The sequence below is a fragment of the Colwellia sp. MT41 genome (genome assembly GCF_001444365.1).
GTDB classification, from domain to species: Bacteria; Pseudomonadota; Gammaproteobacteria; order Enterobacterales; family Alteromonadaceae; genus Colwellia; species Colwellia marinimaniae.
On record NZ_CP013145.1, the window covers coordinates 3,812,919 to 3,835,183 of the forward strand.

A 22,265-nucleotide genomic window follows, 5' to 3' on the forward strand; every position below is an offset into this window, starting at 1 on the left:
TAAAAATTTCCACGGTGTAGGTTTATTATGTCAACAAGCAAAAACCCTCAAACTAGCTCAACTCGATTAGATAAATGGCTCTGGGCAGCAAGGTTCTATCGAACCCGAGCCATTGCCAAACAAATGATTGATGGTGGCAAAGTTTTTTACAACGGCCAACGCACTAAGTCAGGTAAAGCGGTATCAATCGGTGATATAATAAAAATCAGACAAGGATTTGAAGAAAAAATAATTACCGTAGTGGCCTTAGCTGAAAAACGAAGCAACGCGACTTTTGCTCAAACCTTATACCAAGAAAGTAAGCAAAGTATTGATAGCCGGGAAAAAAATGCCCTGGCGCGTCAACAAGGCATTTTATTAAGTCCCGCTAGCGATACTAAACCAGATAAAAAACAACGTAGAAAGCTACGTGAATTTAAAGAAAGGATCTAACCTCCATGAGCCAATTCAATGTATTAAATCGCTACTTATTTACCGATGCCCATGCCCGTGGTGAGCTTGTTCAGTTAAATAGCAGTTTTAAAAGTATTCTTAACAATCATGACTATCCTGCGGGTGTTACTAAATTGTTGGGTGAACTACTCAGCGCTACCTGCCTATTAACTGCAACGTTGAAATTTGAAGGTGATATTACCGTACAATTGCAAGGTGATGGTCCTGTCGGCTATATGTCGGTTAGTGGTAACAATAAACAGCAGATGCGCGGCATTGTTAAACTAACGACAACAACCTCAGCAAATACTTTGCAAGAATTAATTGGTAAAGGCACCATGATTATTACCATACGCCCTGATGCAGGTAAAGCTTATCAAGGTGTCGTTGCCTTAGATAAAGACAATCTAGCCGATTGCTTAGCCCATTACTTTGACGTTTCAGAACAAATTCCTACTAAAATATGGCTATTTAGTGATAGTGAACAGCAATTAACTGCTGGTGCTTTGGTGCAATTATTACCCGATAGCGATAATAGTATTGAAAATAAAGAAAAACAGCTCATTGACTTTGAACACTTATGCCAGCTGACCAATACCATTAAAAGCGAAGAAATATATTCACTCGAAGCCGAAGCTTTGCTCTATCGTTTATACCACCAAGAGCAAGTTAATCTTTTCGAGCCACAAGCGGTTAGTTACTTATGTGGTTGCTCTGCTGATAAATGTTTGGCGGCAATAGCACAAATAGAGCCGAGTGAAATAAAAGCTATCTTAGCCGAGCAAGGTAAAATTTCCATGACTTGTGATTATTGCATCACCACTTATGATTTTGATGAACTAAGCTTAAAAAGTTTCATTTCGAAAGTTAACCCTTAAAAAAACGGCTTTTTTTCAATAAAATCTAACCATAATAGCCGGCCTTAATTATCATTTATTCCACATTGTGATAATTAAGTGCTAGCGTCAATATCGTCATACTCCTTTGTTTACCTAGCTTAAGAGCTATTTCGGTTAAATAATAACACCCTTCAAACTAACCATTCATATCATTTATAGTGAAAACGTTCACATTAAACTATTTTTTACTTTCGTTTTGATCGCTATTATCCTAAAATAGCCGGAATGAAGCCAGCGTGAAAACTTTCACGGTACACTTCATCACCTACTTACTTAAATATAAATTTGTCATACTTAGGAGTGAATTTGCTATGACCGCCCCGAAAAACTCAATTGACTTGTCACAATACGGCATCAACGATGTTAATGAAGTTGTCTATAACCCATCGTATGAGTTACTTTTTAGTGAAGAAACTAAAGCTGGCCTTGAAGGCTTTGATAAAGGCGTAGTGACTGAACTTGGTGCAGTTAATGTAGACACGGGTATATTTACCGGTCGTTCTCCTAAAGATAAATATATTGTTCGTGATGACGTAACACGCGATACAATATGGTGGTCTGATCAAGGTAAAAATGATAACAAACCTATGACTCCCGAAACTTGGGCTCACTTAAAAAATTTAGTGACCACACAATTAAGCGGCGAACGTTTATTTGTGGTTGATACCTATTGTGGTGCTGATGAAGCAACACGGTTAAAAGTACGTTTCATTACACAAGTAGCATGGCAAGCACATTTTGTTAAGAACATGTTCATTCGTCCTACTGACGCTGAATTAGAAAATTATGAACCTGACTTTGTCGTCATGAACGGTGCTAAAACCGTTAACGATAAATGGCAAGAACAAGGTTTGAACTCTGAAAACTTTGTTGCTTTTAACTTAACTGAAAAAGTTCAATTGATCGGTGGTACCTGGTACGGCGGCGAAATGAAAAAAGGTATGTTCTCAATGATGAACTACTACCTGCCGCTGCAAGGCGTTGCATCTATGCACTGTAGTGCCAACGTTGGTAAAGATGGCGACACCGCTATTTTCTTCGGTTTATCAGGTACGGGTAAAACTACTTTATCAACGGATCCTAAACGTCAACTTATCGGTGATGATGAACATGGTTGGGATGATAACGGTATATTTAACTTTGAAGGCGGATGTTATGCAAAAACCATCAACCTTAGTAAAGAAAATGAACCAGACATCTATAATGCCATCCGTCGTGATGCCTTATTAGAAAACGTTACGGTTGATGCCAATGGTAAAATTGATTTTGACGATAACTCAAAAACTGAGAATACTCGTGTTTCTTACCCAATTCACCACATCGACAATATCGTCAAACCCGTTTCTCGTGCCGGCCATGCTAAGAAAGTTATTTTCTTAACCGCTGATGCTTTTGGTGTTTTACCACCAGTGGCTAAATTAACGCCAGAGCAAACTGAATACTACTTCCTTTCAGGTTTTACCGCGAAATTAGCGGGTACTGAACGTGGTATCACCGAGCCAACACCTACTTTCTCCAGCTGTTTTGGTGCTGCTTTCTTAAGCCTACACCCAACTCAGTATGCTGAAGTATTACACAAGCGTATGTCAGCTGCAGGCGCTGAAGCTTACCTAGTGAATACCGGCTGGAATGGTACTGGCAAACGTATTTCTATCAAAGCGACTCGTGCCATCATTGATGCCATCTTAGATGGTTCTATCGATAATGCTGAAACAACGATTATTCCAATGTTTAATCTTGAAATCCCGATAAAACTGGCCGGTGTTGAAGGTGACATTCTTGATCCTCGTAATACTTATGAAGATGCAAGTATTTGGCATGATAAAGCAGCGGCCTTAGCACAACGTTTTGTCAATAACTTTGAGAAGTTCACTGATACTGACAACGGTAAAGCATTAGTTGCTGCTGGTCCGCAACTGCAAAATGAAGAGTTAAAAGCCGTTAGCTAAACAGCTAAAATATAACCAATAAAAAAGCCACCAGTATTCACTTACTGGTGGCTTTTTTTTTGCTCAATTGAGCCAGTGTCGCTCTCACCCGTCATTAGAATTTCAGCGGCAAAGACACTTTTGCTTGTAAGCCACCGGATGATTTGTTGGAGAGTTCAACTTTGCCACCATGGGTATCAACAATACGTTTAATAATAGCTAAGCCTAAACCGCTGCCTTCAGTACCACGAGCGGTATCACCCTGGGTAAAAGGTTGAAATAAGCGCTCAATATCGGCATCAGGAATACCGGCACCGTTATCACTGACAATAAAGAAGGCATAGTCATTCTCTACGCCAGTAAATACATCAATTTCACCTGAGGTATAACGTAGGGCATTTTGTACTAAATTGGCAAGGGCGCGTCTAACAGCCACATGCCGTAAAGGAATTTTAGGACATTCACCGGGGTGAAAGGTTATCACCCTATCACTTGGCCTTTCAACGTTGAGCACTTCATCAACCAAGACATTTAAATCGCCAAGCTCGGCCTTATCTTTAGAGTCGTGACGCAGGTAATCAATAAACTGATCGATAATATTATTCATATCCTCGATATCGATTTCTATGCCTTCTTTAAGAAAACCGTCTTGATCTTGCATCATTTCACTCGCCAGTCGAATACGTGTTAATGGCGTACGCAAATCATGGGAAATACCGGCCATTAATAAATTCCGATCATCTTCGAGCTGCTTAATGCCCTTAGACATATGATTAAAGGCTTGTGTTACCGCCATAATCTCAGAAGTACCTCGCTCCACCAACGGCTCAGGAAAATCTCCTCGGCCAACATCTTCTGCGGCTATTTCTAACGATTTCAACGGTCGGTTAAGCTGTCTAACAAAAACCCAGCCGCCCATAACACTGAGTAAACCAATAACCACCATAAAGAAGATTAACGGATTAAAGTTACCTTTTTCCATACCGCTGAGGGGAATTTTCACCCAAAGATGAGGGGCTTGTGGGGCCCGAATCCAAAATAAATATTCATTACCATCAGAAATGCGCACTTCTGCCTCACCGCCAAGCAATAACGACATTTGCTCAGATCGATAAGGAAAATAGGCAGCACTGGCAAGACCATGCTTGATGGCATCTTCTTCTCGATAAACACCAATGCCTGTTTCGTTGTGAAATGCTTGGGCCATTTTAGGGCTTAACTTGGCATCATCAATATCAATGAAAACCACCCGCACCTGTTTAGCCAACAATTGATTGATTTGCTGCTGATGGGGGTCAAAAACATAAATAGCAAAGGAAATGTAAGAAACGATTTGATTGATAAAAAGTAAAAAACCTATCAATAAAACCGTTTGCCCAAATGCACTACGAGGCAATATTTTCATACGAATAAACTAAGTAGAGCTACCGTCAGGGACAAAAACATAACCTAAACCCCAAACTGTTTGCAGATATCTAGGTTTAGCTGGGTCAACTTCAAGCATACGGCGCAATCTTGATACTTGTACATCAATGCTGCGCTCTAGCGCCGAGTAGTCTCTACCACGGGCAAGATTCATTAGTTTATCACGTGACAATGGCTCTCTAGGATGGGTGACCAGTGCTTTTAATACCGCAAATTCACCACTGGTTAATGGCATACTAACATTATCTTTTTTCATTTCTCGGGTCGCCAAATTTAACTCATAGCCACCAAAAGTAACAATATTTTCTTCTAATGAAGGAGCACCAGGTGCTTCTTGCTTGCGACGACGTAATACTGCTTTTATTCGAGCCAGTAACTCTCTTGGGTTAAAGGGTTTGGGCATGTAATCATCCGCACCTAGCTCTAAGCCAATAATTCTATCTACCTCGTCTCCTTTTGCGGTTAACATAACAATGGGAATATTATTTGAGTTTTGACGTAAACGGCGACAAATGGATAGACCATCTTCACCTGGTAACATCAAATCGAGCACTAATAAATGGAAATTCTCACGTTCGAGTAATCGATCCATTTGTTCAGAGTTGGCGGCACTACGTACAGTAAACCCTTGCTCAACTAAATAACGCTCTAACAATGAGCGTAAACGCATATCATCATCAACTACTAAAATTTTAGGTGTCTCTTGAGGCATATTTTTTTCACCTTACACGGCTTGTGGTTCATTATATTTATAGAGTTAACGCTACTATAAGTGATATTACTTGCAATAAGAAATTCGCAAAAGTAAAACTCCTTAAGTATTTGTTACAATTTATGTAATTCTTCAGGCCGGGGGCTATTTCAGATAGTGAATACTTTGCTGGGTAACGCATTGAGTAAAGCTTTTTTGACGTTCCTCACGGGAAAGCGCAGACACAGATTTTTTTACTAAAAGCATTTTTTGCTCGCGCTCTACTTTTGACAAATGGGCCAATTGCTGATGAAAACAACCAAACAGACCAAAATTTAAGGCCACATCCGATTTCATCGAGTCCTCAGCTAAGCAAGCAGCTAGTTTTTCTGCCAAAATGTTTTTATCCATCTCGGTGATTAAATAATTAAGCTTATAATCGACCTTGTCACTTGCTCGCACTTGGTTACAACTAAAGAACATATCAGCAACGGCAACAATGGGCATCAATTGTTGATGTTGTTTACTAAAGCGCTTTGTTAGCCATTCATTATGTGCTTTATCACTCACATCAGCATTAGCGGAGGTGAGTGCCGCAGTAGTGTTGGTCGAAACAAGCCACCAAGCGTGGCTGGGCAAGGCGTAACAAGTACAAAAAATTATTAATAATTTCAACTCTATTTTCATATAATTAGACTCTATAAATTTTATTCCATAAGATTTAATAACAATAAGGGGGACTGTCTATTACCGTTTAAACTCAGTATATACCGAAACCACTTTCAGGTGCAGGGTTGAGCTGGCATTAGCAACGCCTACAGACCGGCATTACTTGCACAGCATGGGTTTTTTAATGTCTATGCTCAAGAGTAAAAACTGAGGGGGGGGGAATTGCGTCTGCATTATCTGTTAAGGCACTTGTTATATCATCGGCATGCTTTACTAAGCTAGTAAAATTTACGTCCTTGTCGAACTCAATAAGCTAGTATAAAGTACTGCTATAATCGCCCTAGTGGGCCTCTGAAAGACGCAGTTTTAAATAGCTTGGCTATAGAACTTATGTATAAATCATATAGGAAAGAGTATGCCCTATTCCCTGAAAACCTGTGCAAAAACAGTATTAATAAGCTTTTTACTAATACTTAGTGCTCTGCCTAGCAATGCTAATGCCAATGAACCAATGGAAGAATTTGAGCAGGCCATGGCAAAATACCAAGGCAAGATAGTCTATTTGGATTTTTGGGCTTCTTGGTGTGTGCCTTGCCGTAAGTCATTTCCCTGGATGAATGCCATGCAAAGCAAGTATCAAGAGCAAGGTTTTGTCGTGCTAAGTATTAACCTTGATGCACAAGCAGCACTAGCTGAGCAATTTTTACAACAAACGCCAGCAAATTTTGCCGTCATTTTTGATGCTAAGGGTATCTTAGCTAAAAAATTCCAACTAAAAGGCATGCCCAGCAGTTACTTATTTGACCGCCAAGGCAAACTCATTAGCGCACACAGCGGTTTTAATGGTAAAAAACAGCAAAAATATCAGCAAGAAATTGAAAAGGCTTTAACACAATAAGGTTACTTGGTTACTGTCATAGTACGGCCCACACGCTTTTTATCTAAGGTACGGGCGCGGACCTGTACTGGGCCCGTTACTTTTACTGGCTGTTTATAAGTTTGCCACAACTTGTTCTGCTCACGATATTCAATAGCTAAACCTTTAAGCGCGATATTGGCCGATAACACCCCAGCAGTAATTTTTGCACCCACAGTCGGCAGACGATAAAACACGCCAGCAAGATCTAATTTAGCTAATTCTTTGCCACCAATGGTTAGCGAGAAAGCTAACCATTGCTTATCGCGACTATGGCGAAGTTGCTCAGTAAAAATATTGCTGTCTTTACTGTATTGCCTACCTTCAGCATGATAAGGCACTTGCCAACTGGCTTGATGCCAAGCACGCTCCGCCAGCGCCAATAACCTAGGGTAGATCATGTATTCAGCCTGTTGATCGCTACGAACAATTTCGCTCCACAATTGTCCTTGAATACCACTGATGGTAAAGTTTTCTGGTAGCGGTCGATGACTTATTTCGCCCAAGTTATCCACTTGCGGTTTATCGTTAGCAATATAATTTTTAGCTAAGGTATCCAAGCGAAATTCAGCATGAATGGGTAAATTATCTGGCATAAAATTAAACAATGTGCGAGTGGTAACGCGCCTTGATGCCCAGTTATAACCGCGCTCTTTTGGGTCGATTTGATAAGGAAAGTCAAAATAAAGTACATCCGGTGTTGCTAACACAATATGCCAATTACGATGGGCTTGCTCACTGACTTGTTTATGTGCGCCCCAAGGTAGTGCATCCCAAATATAAGAATAAACATCAGCGGGCATCTTAGTGACATCGGTTTCTTTTAAGCCATCATTCCAACCACCCACAGCAATACCTTTACTAGCCACCATATGTGACACACGCTCGATGAAATACGCACCTAAATTTTTGCCATCAGCAAAGTCATTACTTTTATCGGCGATTAAAGCCTGACAAACTGGTGATTCCAGCCAAGCGCCAGCGGTTTCATCGGCGCCAATATGATAAAGCGCTAGTGGGTGTTCCGCTTGTTGATGCAAAGCTTTTAAGTCTTCTAACACCCTCTCAACAAAAGTGTACGTCGACTCCATGCAAATATTTAAGGTGTTATCGTTATAGTTTTGAATTGAGCTATATTGAGTTTTATCATCAAAGTCTGTTAGCAGATAACGTTTAGCGGCAACTTCATTGTCTTGACTCATATAATAATGATAACGTGCTTCCATTGCTTTGATAGCTGCTCTTGAGTGCCCAGGCATATCTAATGAAGGAATAACTTGGATATGATGCTTGCTCGCCATACGTAATATTTCTTGGTAATCGGCAACACTATAATAACCATCGCTGTCGCTGGCACCACCGCCTAATTGTGGCTGCAGACATTGCTGGTCTGCTAAGTCTAAGCAGCGCTTAGCACCAACTTGCGTTAGTTCAGGTAAACTGGGTAGCTCTAAGCGCCAGCCTTCATCTTCAGCCAAATGTAGATGGAGTTTATTCAGCTTATATGCCGCCATTTGCTTTATAAGAGCAAAGATAAATTCTTTACTATGGAAATTTCTCGCCACATCAACATGTTGACCACGATAACTATAATGAGGCTGATCCTCTATCTTCATTAACGGCACTTGAGTCGACCCAAGAGTGACTAAGCTGGCTAAACTTTGTAAACCATAAAATGCCCCAGAGCTATCTTGCGCCTTAATGATGATAGCGCTGTCATTGATGATTAATTGATAATGGCCAGCACGCCAAGTAGAATTTTTCTGGTCATTTAATTCAATAAGGACAGCAACACCCGTTTTACTTTCGGCTATACCCAATAGTGCTAAGCGCTCAAAGGCGGCAACTAATGCTGAGTATTTAATGCCGCCACTCAGTTTAACCTGCAAACCTGAGCTAAGATTTAAGCGCGCTATTTTGTCGGTAATCTCGACAAATTGCGGTGTTGGGATTATGGCAAAGTCTAAGTGACTGTCGTCAATAGGTAACTGTGGCTCATTATTATAAAGCCATGCTGTCGATGCGTATTGGTTGCTGTCATCGGGTGCTGATTTTATTTGTTTAACTGTATCCGTAAAGGCTACCACCCAAGGTTGAATTTCTAAGCCTGTTTCTGCATCGATTTTTGTTGTCGTGCTAGCGATAATTGCGGGTGTTAAACCCGCCATAGCCAACCAATAGTTAGGCATTAACTCTGACTCGGTAATCAGGGTACTTTTAACCCATAACTTTACCTTGCGACTGAGGCCAGCTTTAAAGCCAGTAAAGCTCTTTTTAGGGGTGATTTGATGGATGTCACCATTGATATGCTGCAAATTAAAGTCTGCACTGCTGCTAGCGTATGCTGGATATACCTGGGAAAAGTTAACTTGCCAAGCTTGCGCATTACTAAAATAAACTTGCTCGGTGTGCACTAGGTTAAAATGAATTTCAGCGCTATAACAGTGCTTAACTTCTTCGCCGTTAAGCTCTGGGCAATCCGTTTCGACATTACTGAGAAATTGATACTTAACCACTAGCTTATTAGCGAGTTGCTCAAGTTGCTGTTGATCGCTTAATCGCGAGACTGAACTAACAGTTTGTTTTGCTGGCTGGTCAGTTTCACCACCACAGCCAGCTAATATTAAGCTAACAAAAAGCAGTGAAATTTTTAGAGCATAGTGAATCATATAGACTTTTCTCATAAATAAGGCATGGCATCAATATAAACCAGCCTGATGCAAGCGACAAATTCCGATGCTGTAATCACCCATAAGACGGTAATTACAGCCATAATAGCGGAGGCTAAGCCAACAGGATAATAGCCAATTGCTCTTTAAATGCTTAGCCAATAAAAAAGCCTATCTCAATAAACTGAGATAGGCTTTTTAGCGCACATTAGCATGATTGCGGAATTAGCTATTAAGTACTCGGCGTTTGATGGATATGCACATCACGTTGTGGAAATGGAATGCTGATACCCGCTTTATCAAACTCAAGCTTCACTTTTTCCATCATATCATAGTAAACACCCCAGTAATCTTCTACTTTTGTCCATGGGCGAACAAATAAATTTACTGAGCTTTCACCGTGTTCACCCACCCAAATATCAATGGCTGGATCTTTTAATACACGTTCATCTGCTTCTAACAAGGAACGTAATAACGCTTTCGCTTTGCCAATATCATCGTTATAACCAATGCCAAAAACCATATCAACACGGCGCGTACCATTAATATTAACATTGGTGACACAGCCATTAGATAGCAAACCATTAGGTATGATAATACGCTGATTATCAAAGGTTTTTAATATAGTATTGAAAATTTGAATTTCTTCTACCGTACCAACATAACCTTGCGCTTTAATGGTATCACCATTTTTAAATGGACGAAATAATAAAATTAACACGCCACCAGCAAAGTTAGCCAAGCTACCTTGTAGCGCTAAACCGATAGCTAAACCTGCGGCACCTAACACGGCAATAAGCGAAGCGGTTTGAATACCAATCATGGAAGCAAAAATGATAATTTGAATGGCTTTTAATAAGGTATTTAAAATACTTAATAAAAAGCGATGTAAGGTGATTTCAACTTCGTTCTTCGATAAACCTAATTCAACGAGATTAAGTAACCTTTTGATAATGAAGTTACCTACTAGGTAAACAACAATCGCTAATAAAAACTGGACACCAAACTGTAAGCCCATATCTCCGAGCATTTGCATGTAATGTTCGATTTTTTCTATATTGATTTCCATGAAAATGATATCCTAAACCTTGTGAATTAACAGTTAATTACAATATTAACCTTTAATTCACAATAGTAAGCTTTCTACAAAATGGTGTAAATTATATTTCGCTTTATTTTCAGCCGGCAAGGGCAGAGTTAAACACACCTTAAATATTGATTATCAACAAGGAACGTCCTCAATTATGGCAAGCTTGCTATCTTTTTTTACTCACAAATTTTTCAAAATATTGTTAGCTTTATATCTAGGTTTGTTTTTGCTTATTTGGCTAATTTCTTCACCTTTAGCTAAATATTTAATCTCCCCCATTTTAGCAGAGCAGCAATTACACTTATCTGATGATGCTAGCATACGTTTTAATCCATTCTTAATGCGCCTAACACTAAGCGACATCAATTTAATCAGTAGTAAAGATACTCAGCCAGAGACGGTTTTTTCACTAGCAAAACTCAAACTTCAAATTGAGCTATGGCAGTTAGCCTTTGATAAAATAGTGTTGAGTGAGTTTTCACTTACTAAAGGCTCATTAAAAATTACTCAGCATGATGGCCATCTAGTTATTGCCGGCATAGAAATCCCCCATTCAACAGCAGCTGGACTTAATACTGAGCAGAGTAGCGAACCAACGAACGACCAAGCAATTACAGAAGCAACAGCTGAGACAGCGACAAATTTTTCTTATCAACTAGTACTGCCTCATTTTCTATTGAGCCAGTTTCAGATTGAAATAGAAATAAGCAACCAAGAACAAAAAAGCACAAACCACCATATAGAAATTGAAGAACTATCATTAAGCCTAGTCAAAGCAACACAAACGCAGCAAGAAGGTAACTTAGCGTTAACGGCATTAATTGATAAAAGCTCTTTAGCTCTTTCAGCCAATGCCCAGTTAACATCAGGTAAAGGTGATATACATAGTCAGCTTAGTTTAACAAACTACCCGATTGAAAAATTAGCGCGTTATGTTGAGCAACTGACCGAACTTAAAGGCTCGTTATCTTTTAATAGTCAGCACACTATTACTCTGGCCGAACAAGGCACAAGTATTCGCGTGAAAAAGGCCAATTTAAATGTACAAAACCTAATAGTAGGCCTTGAGCAACAGCACTTAACCCTCAATAACTTAGCATTACATTTCAACGAGTTTGCTGTTGATTTACAAGACAACTTAATTACTCACTTAGCTGGAACAAGCAGCCTAATATTAACCGAGGCAGTCCTGAGCCAAAATGAGAGTAAAGCGACCATTATCGCGTTTAAACAGCTTAGCCTAGCTGATATCAATTTTGTCTTAGATGATGAACCCAGTATTGATATTACCGATATAATACTGGATGAATTTTTATTCTCTAAAAAAGCCAACTTAACCGACGCCGTCGCTCGACAAGCCATGGCTAAAATTAACCAGCGTTCCGCCGAAGATGGACTTGATATTGCGGCGGAAGAAATTGTTAAATTGCCGCCGGTAATGCAGTTAAAACAATTAACGCTAAATAACCTGCATATCCATGAAAAAAGTATAACCATCAACAGCATTATCTTTGACACCTTAACTGGCGATATTATTGTGAAAGAAAACAAAGAAATTGCCAATTTAATTGCTTTGGCTAATAAATCAGCCGAACAAAAAACTGCTGAGCCAGCGACTACAGAAAACGTCATAGTGTTAGCAGAACACACTGCCCCTAAAACAGAAAAAATAGCGCATGATGGCTTTACTTTTAGCTTCAAAGAGTTGCATTTTATCAATGAGAGTGCTTTGAACTTTACCGATTTCAGTGTTGAGCCCATCTATCAACGTACTTTATTTATCGACACCTTTGATATTGGCGCCTTGAGCAACGCTAAAGAAAAACAAGCAAAACCAACCCCCTATACCCTGGTTGGCCGAAGTAATAAATATGCCAATTTTAACTTATCAGGCTACTTGCAACCTTTTGCCACTGTGCCTAGCTACTATATAAAAGGCGATTTTAAAGAGTTTTCATTACCGGCAATCTCTTCTTATCTGAAAGAGTCTACTGGTCTTGAAGTTAAAACTGGACGACTTAATACCGCCTTAGACATAACATTAATAGGTGATGAACTTGCTGGTAACGTAGTGGTTTTATTAGAGGGCTTAGAAACAGGTTTTGTGGACAGTGAAGAAGCTGGCAGCTTAATTGACCAAGGCGCATTGCCCTTAAATATGGCCATGGGTATGTTAAAAGATAGTGATGGTAATGTTGAGCTTGATGTACCGATAAGTGGCTCTACTGCAGACCCTAAATTTGGCTTAAGCAGTATTGTTACCTTAATCACCAAAAAAGCCATTATTTCTGCGACCCAAGATTACCTGCTGACCACTTTTGTTCCTTATGCCAATATAGTCTCTATCGCAATAACGGCCGGTGAATTTGCCTTAAAACTACGCTTTGATGACTTAGACTATCAAGTAAAACAAGTGGCACCAGGTAAACAGCAAGCCGCCTACTTAAAAGACTTTATCGCTTTGATGCAAGATAAAACAGATACCCGAGTAACGATTTGCGCCATAAGTACACCTGCGGATATTGGTCTTAAGGCCGGGGTTAGCGTTAGCGACAAAGCCGCGATCAAACGTTTAATCAACCTAGGTGAACAGCGCGAACATGCCTTAAAAGACTACTTAATTGACCACGGTAACATCGAATCATCACGCATATTATTGTGTAAACCACAAATAGATAGCGATAAGGGGGCAATGCCACGTATTACCATCTCGGTATAACCTACTAATTCTTAACGGATAATTGAGAGACACTTTTGAAAAAAATGACTCGCCAAGATAATTTTATTTATCTCACGTTTGCTTTAATATTATTATTACTGGGCACGTCATTAGCTCAACAGTTTTTTGACGATGCAGTGCCGCGTTTGGTGCAATCGACCATCATAGTGACTCTGTTAGTGGCTGTCTGGGGCGTAGACTCTAAAGATTTTGTCTTACGTAAAACCTTTATTTTCCCCTTGGCTATTTTGGTATTCTCGTTTTTTGGCGCCTGGCTCGATGATGCTGGCTTTGATCAATTGTATTTACTGTTACTACTGAGTTTCTTTGTTTCGAGCGCCTTGCGCACAGCAAAACAAGTGTTATTTACTGGTGATATTGATGGTAATAAGATTTTAGGTGCCATTTGTTTATATTTATTAATGGGCCTAATTTGGGCGGTACTATACACCCTAGTACAACTAAGCTTTCCCGGCTCTTTTACTAATATCAGCAGTGATAGTGCCTGGTTTACCTTGTTTCCTGATTTTATCTACTTCTCGTTTGTCACCATTACCACCTTAGGTTTTGGCGATATTGCGCCTCTGTTACCTATTTCTCGATTTTTAGTCTATTTCGAAGCCATCGTTGGCCAATTTTATTTGGCTATTTTAGTGGCAAGTCTAGTCGGCTCACATATGAGTAACTTTGGTAAGAACGATAACTCAGCTAAGCAGGCGAATCTCAGCAATACACGACAAAAAAACACCCGCTAAATAATAATTAATTAAAGGCAGGGACAGGCAAATATTAACTACTGCTCAGGCATTTAATCGCTGGGTTATTGACCTTGCCATCTTGCTAAGTACCATTGGTGCTATGTTATTATTCTGCTGTTATCGGTTTATTTTTTGACGCAGTAGTTTTAGCAATAACCGCTAGTTTTTCAAGGTCACGGGCAGCTTACCTTGCGCTTTCCCTTCGTTAAAAATCACCTGCAAACTAGCATTAAAACCAGGGCTTATCGCCTGTTGATGATTATCTTGATAGATCCTATCATCAAAATTCAACAAGACGACATCCGCTAAGTTACTATATTCATTTATCAAGAAAGGTGATCCCTTAGCAATAAGTATTACCGGAGTATTTAGCTTATTAGCCACCGTAAGTTGCTGCTTCAATAAGCTCCCATAGCTTAACTTTTGCTGTTGTTGCGCTGCGCTACCGTAACTAGGTGTTAAGTCATCCATCCCGCCTAAATCAACCAAACTTGCGGTTTTGATATCCACAGTAGCAATAACAATATCGGCATTATTTATTAAAAGCTCAGTCTCAACAGTAGCCTTGGTCGTGTCAGCAACAAAGTGACTTATTTTTATAGTGGCCAACTCTATTGAGCATAGTTTTGTCGCTAAGGCATTAGTTGCCGCATACGTTAGCGCGACTAATTCTTGCTGATTGGCCACGACAAAATGTAAGCGTTTAATGGCTGAGACATTAAGCGGTAGCAGCTGGTTATTTTTCAATAGGGTCACGGCGGCATCAGCCAGAGCTTGCTCGGTATTAATATGCTGATCATTGGCAATAATAGCTTTAGCTGTTAGTACTTGCTGCGCTAGTGAGTCATTACTTATTGTTATATATTGTTTTTTATAATCATTAAGCCTAGCTATTGATTGCTCAAATTCAGCCAACTGATAATCACCCTGCTCAATACGCTGGTTTAATTCCTTGGCGACGGCTTTAATAAAGACATTAAAGGCAGCAACATCCTCTGGGGTTCGAACCTTAAACGGCATAACAGCAAGATCGGCGCCAGCGATAAAGGTTTCTACCACGGCTTCAACCTCGCTAAAAAAGTGGCTAATGCCGGCCATATCTAGAGCATCGGTAGCAATAATGCCCTCAAAAGCCATTTCACCCCTTAACAAGTGAGTTAAAATTTTACGGGACATGGTTGCTGGCCGAATGAGTTTTTCGCCACTTCTACTGACAAAAAAACTGTCATCCAGTGCCGGATATTGAATATGAGCCGTCATGATCATCGCTGGCTTAGCGTGTTTAATGGCCCAAACAAAAGGGGCCAGATCAATTTTATCTATGCTAGCTCTATCATGGTCAACGCGAGGTAAACCTAAGTGACTATCAACATGGGTATCGCCATGGCCGGGGAAGTGTTTTAACGTGGCCATCACACCTTGCGCTTGTATAGCGTTAACTGCGCTAGCGCCCAACTCAGCCACTTGCTGTGGTGACTCACCAAAAGAGCGAGTATTAATCACTGGGTTATCAACATTGGTATTTACATCAACCACGGGCGCATAGTTATTATTAATACCTAAGGCTTTTAGCTCTTTGGCGATAACACTATTTACTTGCGTAGCAAAGTGAACTCCGTGCTGGGGATAGCTAGCGCCAATGGCCATATTACCCGCAAAGCCGGTCATTTTAGCAAAACGGGCAACACGACCGCCCTCTTGATCAATAGAGATAATTAATGGCTGGCCTTGATCTGATTTTACTGCCGCTTGTTGGATGTCATAAGTTAACTTAACCACTTGTGCTATCTCTTGCACATTTTCAGAAAATAACACAATACCACCAACATTGGTGGTGCTAATCAATTGTGCCAGGGCTTGGGGAAGTTCGGTAACGGCTTGTCGACAATGTTTTGCTGTCGGCACACTAGGTTTGCCATTTATATCTGGGCAAAAGTAGCGTATATCTAGGGACATTTTTTCGGCTATTTGTCGCTCAAACTTGCTAAAAACTAATGTTGTAGATAACAAAGTGCTGCTGGACTTATTATTAGGAGTCATATTTTTTATTGTCGCCTGGCTTTGACCAGCGCTTAGCGCAATTAAAGCTATTATAAACGTACTTACCACGAAATAAGTGGCTGTTTTCTGCGGTAGCTTATTGGCGCGTTTAGCCATCAACATAATACCTATTCGCTAAAGGCAAGCACATATTTTACCAGTTTATTAATACCCACTGCCGCTTCACTAATCGAATCAGCTAACATATACGCGGGTGTCGTCACCACTTTATTCGCTTCGTCAACCACGACATTTTCAACAGCACATTCAATATGAGTTAAACCCTTAGCACTGATTAACGCTGCCGTCGCATTATCTTTGCCAATAGTACCTTTTACGCCTTTAGGGTACACCAGGGGTAATAAAGCAGGCGCTATACACATATAACCGGCCGGTTTTGCTACCTTGGCAAAGGCTTTAGCCGCGATAAGCACTTGTTCATTAACACTATAATTATCATTATCTAAAGCAAAACTGCTTAAGTTTTTAGCGGCGCCAAAGCCGCCAACAAAAATGATAGCATCGAAATCTTGCTCACGTAATTCAATTAAATCATCAACATCGCCACGATTAATGCGCGCAGCTTCAACCAAGACATTACGGCTTTCATCTTTGCTCACTTCACCGTTAAGGTGATTAATAACATGATGCTGCGCTATATTTGGTGCAAAACAACTATAGCTTGCGCCCTGCTGTTCTATCGCCAATAAGGTTAATACTGCTTCATGAATTTCACTGCCGTCGTATACACCACAACCGCTTAAGATAACTGCTATATTTTTCATTATTTATCCTTTGTATTTAACTGTATTGACTAACGCTTTGTCTCTGTTGTAATTTGGTGTTGCTGAGTAAACAAGCGAGACGCATAAACCCATCCATGGGGCTTCACACAAGCATCCTTGCTTGTGAAACTCGCTTTTATCACTTCAGCAATACTTTCTTTTAAATCAGACGATTACCGTATAGAAGATAGTATTATAGAGCAGAGTTAATTTTTGTTGATTTACTTTTATTGTTAAACCATACAATTAACTGACAGCATAACACTACCAATACCGCGAATAACATTAACAAGGCAAACGGCTTAGCGCTGCCATCATAGAAAAACGCCAGAATAGGACCAGCTAAAGCGCCAATGCCCCAACGAAGGGTACCTATTACTGCGGTAACCGTACCCGAGTGTTCGGGAAATTTGGTAAGAATTAAAGCATCACTATTTACCGCGATCAAGGAGATACTGCCCATTAACGGAAAAATCGCCACCACGGTATACACTAAGGGTAATTGTAATACATTCACCAATGCTAAAGCTGTGGCAGCAAAGACTGCAAGGCTTAAACCACAACGCAACATAGTTCGAGAGCCTTTGTGCACGACAAAGCGGGTATTGGTAAAATGTGCAATCATTAAGGCGAAAATATTTAACGCGAATAACAAACTAAAGCTGTACTCAGAGACAGCAAAAACCTTTAAATACACATAAGGGATAGCGGTAATGTAAGCAAAGAAAGCCAGTGATATCATCATTGAAGTAATAATATCTAACCTTGCCTCAACATTGCCTAAAACAATTTTATAACGGTGAATAAAGCTCAATTGCACTTTTACTTTAATGGTTTTTTTTTCAGCTCCTACACTAGCAATACTGCCGGCATCAGGTAAATACTTCATCACTAACAACAAGACGATAAAGCTATAAGCCGCTAGTACATAAAAAATCAGCTGCCAGCTATGAGTTAGCAATAACACACTGCCAATACCGGGCGCTACCATAGGTGCTAACATCATGATCATACTGACATAAGAAAGCCCTTTAGCAGTGTCTTTACCGTAATATTCACGCACAGCACCCGGTACTACCACAGTTGCCGCGCTACTAATAAAGGCCTGCATAAACCTGACCGTTAAAAATTGCTCAATATTACTGACCATAGGCAGTAATAAACTGCAAATAACAAAACCGCCAATGCCGAGTATGACTAATTTTCGGCGCGAATATTTATCCGCCATAGGGCCAAATAAAATCAAGCCCAAGGCATAACCAAGTAAATAAACACTCAAGCTATTTTGTATCATGCTCATTGGCGTATTTAAGTGCTCAGCCAAGGCTGGCATTGCCGGCAGGTACATATCAACAGCAAGCGGAGAAATCGCTAAAACAGCCGCCAATAGCGGCAATAATAACTTTAAAGAGACTTTAAGTTGTGTTGTCATAACCCTTACACCAACTTGGCTGTTTTGCTGTGCGGTTGTTTTTGCTGCGTTGCAAGTAATATTTTTTGCTGACTAGTGAATTCAAACACCAATGCACCTAATGTTTTAATCGCCGTTTCAACCTCCTCGCCCCATTGCACGCCAAAGCTGACTCGCATGTAGTTTTGATATTTTCCTGAGGGAGAAAATATTGCTCCTGGGGCAAAACTTACCCCTTGGTCTAAAGCCTGTTGAAAAAACTCACCGGTATTGACATGTGATTGACAACGCAGCCACAGCACACTGCCCCCTTGGGGTTTTGAAATACACACCTCTTTAGGAAAGTGTTCCGCAATTGACGCCCGCATGCGTTCACAGTTATACGCTAGGTTTTTTCTCAAGACACAAAGATGGCGATCATAATCGCCGCTGAGCAAGTATTCATTTAAGGTCAACTGCTGCAACATTGAGGTAGAACAAGATTGTGCCCGCTTAATGCGCTTAGCTTGTTCCTCAAACTTACCTGGCAACAACCAACCAATGCGATAACCTGGTGCGGCTGTTTTTGAAAATGACGAACAGGTCATCACTAGACCCTTTTCAGAGTAAAGCTGAGCCGGTTTCGGCTTTTTGTCGGTAAAATATATCTCGCTATAAACATCATCTTCAATCAAGGGGATATTATGCTGCTCTAATAGCATCACCATAGCTTGACGTTGCTCATCTGACTTCATTGAACCAAGCGGATTATTTATTGCCGTAGAAAATAAACAGGCGGCTATCTTATGTTGGCCAATGGCCTGTGATAACTCATCAAAACCAACACCGTCTTCGGTACAGGTATAGACTTCTAAGGCTTTCATGCCCAAGGTTTCAATCAATTCGATAATGCCAAAAAAACACGGCGATTCGATGGCAATAATATCACCGCGTTGGGCGACACATTGCAGCGCAATAGATAATGCTTCTTGGGCACCATTAGTGATAACAATATCATCTGGATGTATATCAACACCTTGATCTTGATACCTGAATGCCAACTGCATACGTAACTTGGCATCACCGGTAACTGGGCCATAACTCACTGCTTTTTCTGATACTTTACTTAACACCGAGCGCATTAATCTGGCAAGGGTCTTGTCGGGTGGGTGTGCCTGAATAGGATTAGAGATGCCCAAGGCCACTGTATTAGGTAAATGCACAGCGGCATGAACTTGCTCGATCATGCTACGCCCTTTTACTTCTGCTGGCTTGCATTGTGACCATTTGGCTGGCCTGGGTTTTAATGTTCTTGCTTGTGCCGCTTGTAGATAATAACCCGACTGTGGCCTGGCACTTACCCGCCCTTGTCGCTCTAATTCAATATATGCTTGTTTCACTGTTGGAACACTGATTTCGAACTGGCGGCTTAATTTTCGTAGACTAGGCAATTTATCACCGGGTTGCAACGCACCAATTTTTTGCTGGTGCTTGATAAAATCAATCACTTGCTGATACAAATATGCCGAAGAACTTTTATCTAATAACTTCATCTATTTTCTCATAGTATACGCCTTGATTATAAGCATAAACTGTATAGGTTACATTTTCAGTTTTCTGTACATGTCATTAAATCAAATTATCATTACAATGTCACTTTTATCCAGTTATATCCCAGTTATAAGGTGTAAAAGTTAATGAGCAATAGTATTTTATATATAATTACGGTAATTATTTGGGGCTCAACTTGGATCGCTATTAATTATCAATTAGGTGAGGTAGCCGCTGAAGTATCTATTGTTTATCGCTTTGGTTTAGCCGCGTTAGTCATGTTTGCTTATTGTCGTTTTAAAAAATTACCACTGTCATTTTCGGCCAAACAGCATCTGCAACTATTAGCCTTTGGTTTGACCTTATTTGGTTGTAACTATTATTTGCTTTATAACGCGCAAACATATATTAATTCGGCCTTAACAAGTATTGCGTTTTCGACCCTGATGATAGTCAATATACTTAATGCTCGCCTTTGGTTTAAAACCCGTATTCCTAGCCAAGTTTATCTTGGGGCTGCCCTCGGTTTAGTCGGCATTATCACGCTATTTTGGCCACAAATAAGCAATGTCGAGTTTGCTGACAATACCTTATTGGGCCTAGGCTTGTGTTTCATTGGTGTTCTATTTGCTTCTACCGGCAACATGATTTCAATTAAAAATCAGCATAATAATATGCCGGTATTACCTGCCACTGCTTGGGGTATGTTATATGGCTGTTTATTTATGTTAGTGGTAGCACTTGTTCAAGGTCAAGAGTTTAACTTCTCTTATACCCTGCCCTATATTAGTTCATTATTATATTTATCAATATTTGGTTCAGTTATCGCTTTTGGTTGTTACTTAACGTTACTGGCGCGTATTGGCGCTCATAAAGCCTCTTATACGACGATTATGTTTCCTGCCGTTGCCGTGGTTATTTCAAGCGTGGTCGAAGGTTTTACTTGGGATAATTATACTTTTATTGGCTTAGGCTTAATGTTAGCGGGTAATTTGGTGGTACTAGCCAACCCGGGAATATTAAAACGTTTCAGTTTTAGCCGTTTAAAAACCAGAGAAGTGTAGCAAAACACTTAAATTAATCCCGATAGGCATGTTAAAGCAAAGGACAAACTTGCTATAATATATCGCTGCTACCAATCAAGATGCATGTTGAAAAGTGCTCTTTCAACGGTACCAGCATATAAGTCGCTTCAAATAATTAGATGAAACATGAGACGACTTTGTCTTAGATATTAGTCGGTAAAATTTGCCTTGTTCTCGGGTAAATTGATACCGCCAAACTAATTCAAACTTAGCCAATCAACTTTAAAAGTAATTTAGGTAACCTAATGCAACGACTAGCCCCAGCTTTACGTCAAGACAATGTACCTCTTGATTTAATTTCATTAATAAAAACTATTTTAGCTGCCACGAAAGAGATTTCGTTTCGTGTTAGCCAAGGCCACTTAGGTGATGTCATGGGCTCAACCTTGGATGAAAACATTCAAGGTGAAGTGCAGAAAAAATTAGATGTGATTGCTAATGATTTATTTAAAGATATCTTACTTGAATCTGGTTTTGTTAAAGCCATTTCATCAGAAGAAGAAGACCATTCAGTTGCTGGTGATGAAAACGGTAAATATATTGTTTCTTTTGATCCCCTTGATGGTAGCTCGAACATCGATATCAATTCATTAATTGGTACTATTTTCTCCATTCATGAAGCACCTACAGATATTGCTGCTGGTGATGATGATATGTTCAAACAAGCAGGTAATAGCCAAATTTGTGCTGGTTATGTGCTTTATGGCCCATCAACTATGTTAGTGATGACCACAGGTAGTGGTACACATTTTTATGTCTTGGATAGAACACATGGTGGTTACTTATTAGTAGAGCGTAATGTGCAAGTACCTACCGATACGCAAGAGTTTGCCATTAACATGTCAAACCAACGTTTTTGGCAAGCACCAATGCAAAACTACATTAGTGATTTACTCGCTGGTGATACCGGTCCACGTGGCAAAAACTTCAATATGCGCTGGATAGCAGCCATGGTGGGTGATATTCATCGAGTATTATGTCGCGGTGGTATTTTCACTTACCCAGCTGATAGCAGAAAAGCAGAGCAACCATACAAGCTACGTTTAATGTATGAAGCCAATCCGATGGCATTTTTACTTGAACAAGCTGGCGGTTTAGCCATGACTAGTCAAGGCCGTATTATGGATATTGAACCCGATAGCATACATCAACGTGTTGAAGTTATTATGGGCTCTAAAAACGAAGTAGAGAAATGTTTAAGCTACTATAAATAACCTC

17 protein-coding genes are annotated in these 22,265 nt (G+C 40.1%); 8 read left to right on the top strand and 9 right to left on the bottom strand.

Going from position 1 to position 22,265, the window contains the following annotated elements:
- Positions 1 to 27: 27 nt before the first annotated feature.
- From CMT41_RS16145 to pckA, 3 genes are all read left to right on the top strand, one after another.
- On the top strand, positions 28 to 432 hold the full coding sequence (locus tag CMT41_RS16145) for an RNA-binding S4 domain-containing protein (RefSeq protein WP_057182746.1): 405 nt from the start codon (positions 28 to 30) through the stop codon (positions 430 to 432).
- 5 nt (positions 433 to 437) lie between these two features.
- A complete protein-coding gene (gene hslO / locus CMT41_RS16150; protein WP_058027831.1) occupies positions 438 to 1,310 on the top strand; it encodes an Hsp33 family molecular chaperone HslO in 873 nt (290 codons plus the stop codon).
- 332 nt (positions 1,311 to 1,642) lie between these two features.
- Positions 1,643 to 3,280: a phosphoenolpyruvate carboxykinase (ATP) gene (gene pckA, locus CMT41_RS16155; protein WP_057182750.1), complete on the top strand. Its 1,638-nt coding sequence runs from the start codon at positions 1,643 to 1,645 to the stop codon at positions 3,278 to 3,280.
- Positions 3,281 to 3,374: 94 nt separating this feature from the next.
- On the opposite strand, the gene envZ is transcribed toward pckA, so the two are convergent.
- The 3 genes from envZ to CMT41_RS16170 form a co-directional block, all read right to left on the bottom strand.
- The gene (gene envZ / locus CMT41_RS16160) at positions 3,375 to 4,664 is read right to left on the bottom strand and encodes a two-component system sensor histidine kinase EnvZ (RefSeq protein ID WP_058027832.1); all 1,290 of its coding nucleotides are present in this window, start codon (positions 4,662 to 4,664) and stop codon (positions 3,375 to 3,377) included.
- 9 nt (positions 4,665 to 4,673) lie between these two features.
- On the bottom strand, positions 4,674 to 5,396 hold the full coding sequence (ompR, locus tag CMT41_RS16165; RefSeq protein ID WP_057182753.1) for an osmolarity response regulator transcription factor OmpR: 723 nt from the start codon (positions 5,394 to 5,396) through the stop codon (positions 4,674 to 4,676).
- 144 nt (positions 5,397 to 5,540) lie between these two features.
- Complete coding sequence (locus tag CMT41_RS16170) at positions 5,541 to 6,062, bottom strand: hypothetical protein (RefSeq protein ID WP_058027833.1); 522 nt, start codon at positions 6,060 to 6,062, stop codon at positions 5,541 to 5,543.
- A 397-nt stretch (positions 6,063 to 6,459) separates the two neighbouring features.
- Between CMT41_RS16170 and CMT41_RS16175 the strand changes: the two genes are divergently transcribed.
- A complete protein-coding gene (locus CMT41_RS16175; protein WP_057182757.1) occupies positions 6,460 to 6,942 on the top strand; it encodes a TlpA disulfide reductase family protein in 483 nt (160 codons plus the stop codon).
- Between the two features lie 2 nt (positions 6,943 to 6,944).
- Here CMT41_RS16175 and CMT41_RS16180 read toward each other — a convergent pair whose 3' ends face one another.
- Complete coding sequence (locus CMT41_RS16180) at positions 6,945 to 9,629, bottom strand: family 20 glycosylhydrolase (protein ID WP_058027834.1); 2,685 nt, start codon at positions 9,627 to 9,629, stop codon at positions 6,945 to 6,947.
- Between the two features lie 232 nt (positions 9,630 to 9,861).
- A complete protein-coding gene (locus tag CMT41_RS16185; protein WP_058027835.1) occupies positions 9,862 to 10,698 on the bottom strand; it encodes a mechanosensitive ion channel family protein in 837 nt (278 codons plus the stop codon).
- A 175-nt stretch (positions 10,699 to 10,873) separates the two neighbouring features.
- Between CMT41_RS16185 and CMT41_RS16190 the strand changes: the two genes are divergently transcribed.
- Both CMT41_RS16190 and CMT41_RS16195 read left to right on the top strand, forming a co-directional pair.
- Positions 10,874 to 13,438 carry a DUF748 domain-containing protein gene (locus CMT41_RS16190; RefSeq protein ID WP_058027836.1) on the top strand — a complete coding sequence of 855 codons (2,565 nt, stop codon included), beginning with the start codon at positions 10,874 to 10,876 and terminating at the stop codon, positions 13,436 to 13,438.
- A 44-nt stretch (positions 13,439 to 13,482) separates the two neighbouring features.
- On the top strand, positions 13,483 to 14,193 hold the full coding sequence (locus tag CMT41_RS16195; RefSeq protein ID WP_058027837.1) for a potassium channel family protein: 711 nt from the start codon (positions 13,483 to 13,485) through the stop codon (positions 14,191 to 14,193).
- Positions 14,194 to 14,355: 162 nt separating this feature from the next.
- On the opposite strand, the gene CMT41_RS16200 is transcribed toward CMT41_RS16195, so the two are convergent.
- The 4 genes from CMT41_RS16200 to CMT41_RS16215 all read right to left on the bottom strand — a co-directional run bounded on the left by CMT41_RS16200 (position 14,356) and on the right by CMT41_RS16215 (position 19,964).
- A complete protein-coding gene (locus CMT41_RS16200; protein ID WP_232299979.1) occupies positions 14,356 to 16,236 on the bottom strand; it encodes a glycoside hydrolase family 3 protein in 1,881 nt (626 codons plus the stop codon).
- A gap of 128 nt (positions 16,237 to 16,364) precedes the next feature.
- A complete protein-coding gene (gene elbB, locus CMT41_RS16205) occupies positions 16,365 to 17,021 on the bottom strand; it encodes an isoprenoid biosynthesis glyoxalase ElbB (RefSeq protein WP_057182766.1) in 657 nt (218 codons plus the stop codon).
- Positions 17,022 to 17,214: 193 nt separating this feature from the next.
- The gene (locus CMT41_RS16210; protein ID WP_057182768.1) at positions 17,215 to 18,453 is read right to left on the bottom strand and encodes a multidrug effflux MFS transporter; all 1,239 of its coding nucleotides are present in this window, start codon (positions 18,451 to 18,453) and stop codon (positions 17,215 to 17,217) included.
- A gap of 5 nt (positions 18,454 to 18,458) precedes the next feature.
- The gene (locus CMT41_RS16215; protein ID WP_057182770.1) at positions 18,459 to 19,964 is read right to left on the bottom strand and encodes an aminotransferase-like domain-containing protein; all 1,506 of its coding nucleotides are present in this window, start codon (positions 19,962 to 19,964) and stop codon (positions 18,459 to 18,461) included.
- A 144-nt stretch (positions 19,965 to 20,108) separates the two neighbouring features.
- Between CMT41_RS16215 and CMT41_RS16220 the strand changes: the two genes are divergently transcribed.
- Both CMT41_RS16220 and CMT41_RS16225 read left to right on the top strand, forming a co-directional pair.
- Positions 20,109 to 21,026, top strand: a complete 918-nt coding sequence (locus CMT41_RS16220) for a DMT family transporter (protein ID WP_057182772.1) — start codon at positions 20,109 to 20,111, stop codon at positions 21,024 to 21,026.
- A 266-nt stretch (positions 21,027 to 21,292) separates the two neighbouring features.
- Complete coding sequence (locus tag CMT41_RS16225) at positions 21,293 to 22,261, top strand: class 1 fructose-bisphosphatase (protein WP_057182774.1); 969 nt, start codon at positions 21,293 to 21,295, stop codon at positions 22,259 to 22,261.
- Positions 22,262 to 22,265: the final 4 nt, after the last annotated feature.

Bases quoted from the DNA above. Each gene is read 5' to 3' on its own strand.
- elbB (WP_057182766.1), bottom strand. From the start codon at position 17,021: ATGAAAAATATAGCAGTTATCTTAAGCGGTTGTGGTGTATACGACGGC.
- envZ (WP_058027832.1), bottom strand. From the start codon at position 4,664: ATGAAAATATTGCCTCGTAGTGCATTTGGGCAAACGGTTTTATTGATA.
- CMT41_RS16220 (WP_057182772.1), top strand. From the start codon at position 20,109: ATGAGCAATAGTATTTTATATATAATTACGGTAATTATTTGGGGCTCA.
- CMT41_RS16145 (WP_057182746.1), top strand. From the start codon at position 28: ATGTCAACAAGCAAAAACCCTCAAACTAGCTCAACTCGATTAGATAAA.
- CMT41_RS16195 (WP_058027837.1), top strand. From the start codon at position 13,483: ATGACTCGCCAAGATAATTTTATTTATCTCACGTTTGCTTTAATATTA.
- CMT41_RS16210 (WP_057182768.1), bottom strand. From the start codon at position 18,453: ATGACAACACAACTTAAAGTCTCTTTAAAGTTATTATTGCCGCTATTG.
- CMT41_RS16180 (WP_058027834.1), bottom strand. From the start codon at position 9,629: ATGATTCACTATGCTCTAAAAATTTCACTGCTTTTTGTTAGCTTAATA.
- CMT41_RS16170 (WP_058027833.1), bottom strand. From the start codon at position 6,062: ATGAAAATAGAGTTGAAATTATTAATAATTTTTTGTACTTGTTACGCC.
- CMT41_RS16200 (WP_232299979.1), bottom strand. From the start codon at position 16,236: ATGACTCCTAATAATAAGTCCAGCAGCACTTTGTTATCTACAACATTA.
- CMT41_RS16175 (WP_057182757.1), top strand. From the start codon at position 6,460: ATGCCCTATTCCCTGAAAACCTGTGCAAAAACAGTATTAATAAGCTTT.
- CMT41_RS16225 (WP_057182774.1), top strand. From the start codon at position 21,293: ATGCAACGACTAGCCCCAGCTTTACGTCAAGACAATGTACCTCTTGAT.
- CMT41_RS16190 (WP_058027836.1), top strand. From the start codon at position 10,874: ATGGCAAGCTTGCTATCTTTTTTTACTCACAAATTTTTCAAAATATTG.
- CMT41_RS16215 (WP_057182770.1), bottom strand. From the start codon at position 19,964: ATGAAGTTATTAGATAAAAGTTCTTCGGCATATTTGTATCAGCAAGTG.
- CMT41_RS16185 (WP_058027835.1), bottom strand. From the start codon at position 10,698: ATGGAAATCAATATAGAAAAAATCGAACATTACATGCAAATGCTCGGA.
- hslO (WP_058027831.1), top strand. From the start codon at position 438: ATGAGCCAATTCAATGTATTAAATCGCTACTTATTTACCGATGCCCAT.
- ompR (WP_057182753.1), bottom strand. From the start codon at position 5,396: ATGCCTCAAGAGACACCTAAAATTTTAGTAGTTGATGATGATATGCGT.
- pckA (WP_057182750.1), top strand. From the start codon at position 1,643: ATGACCGCCCCGAAAAACTCAATTGACTTGTCACAATACGGCATCAAC.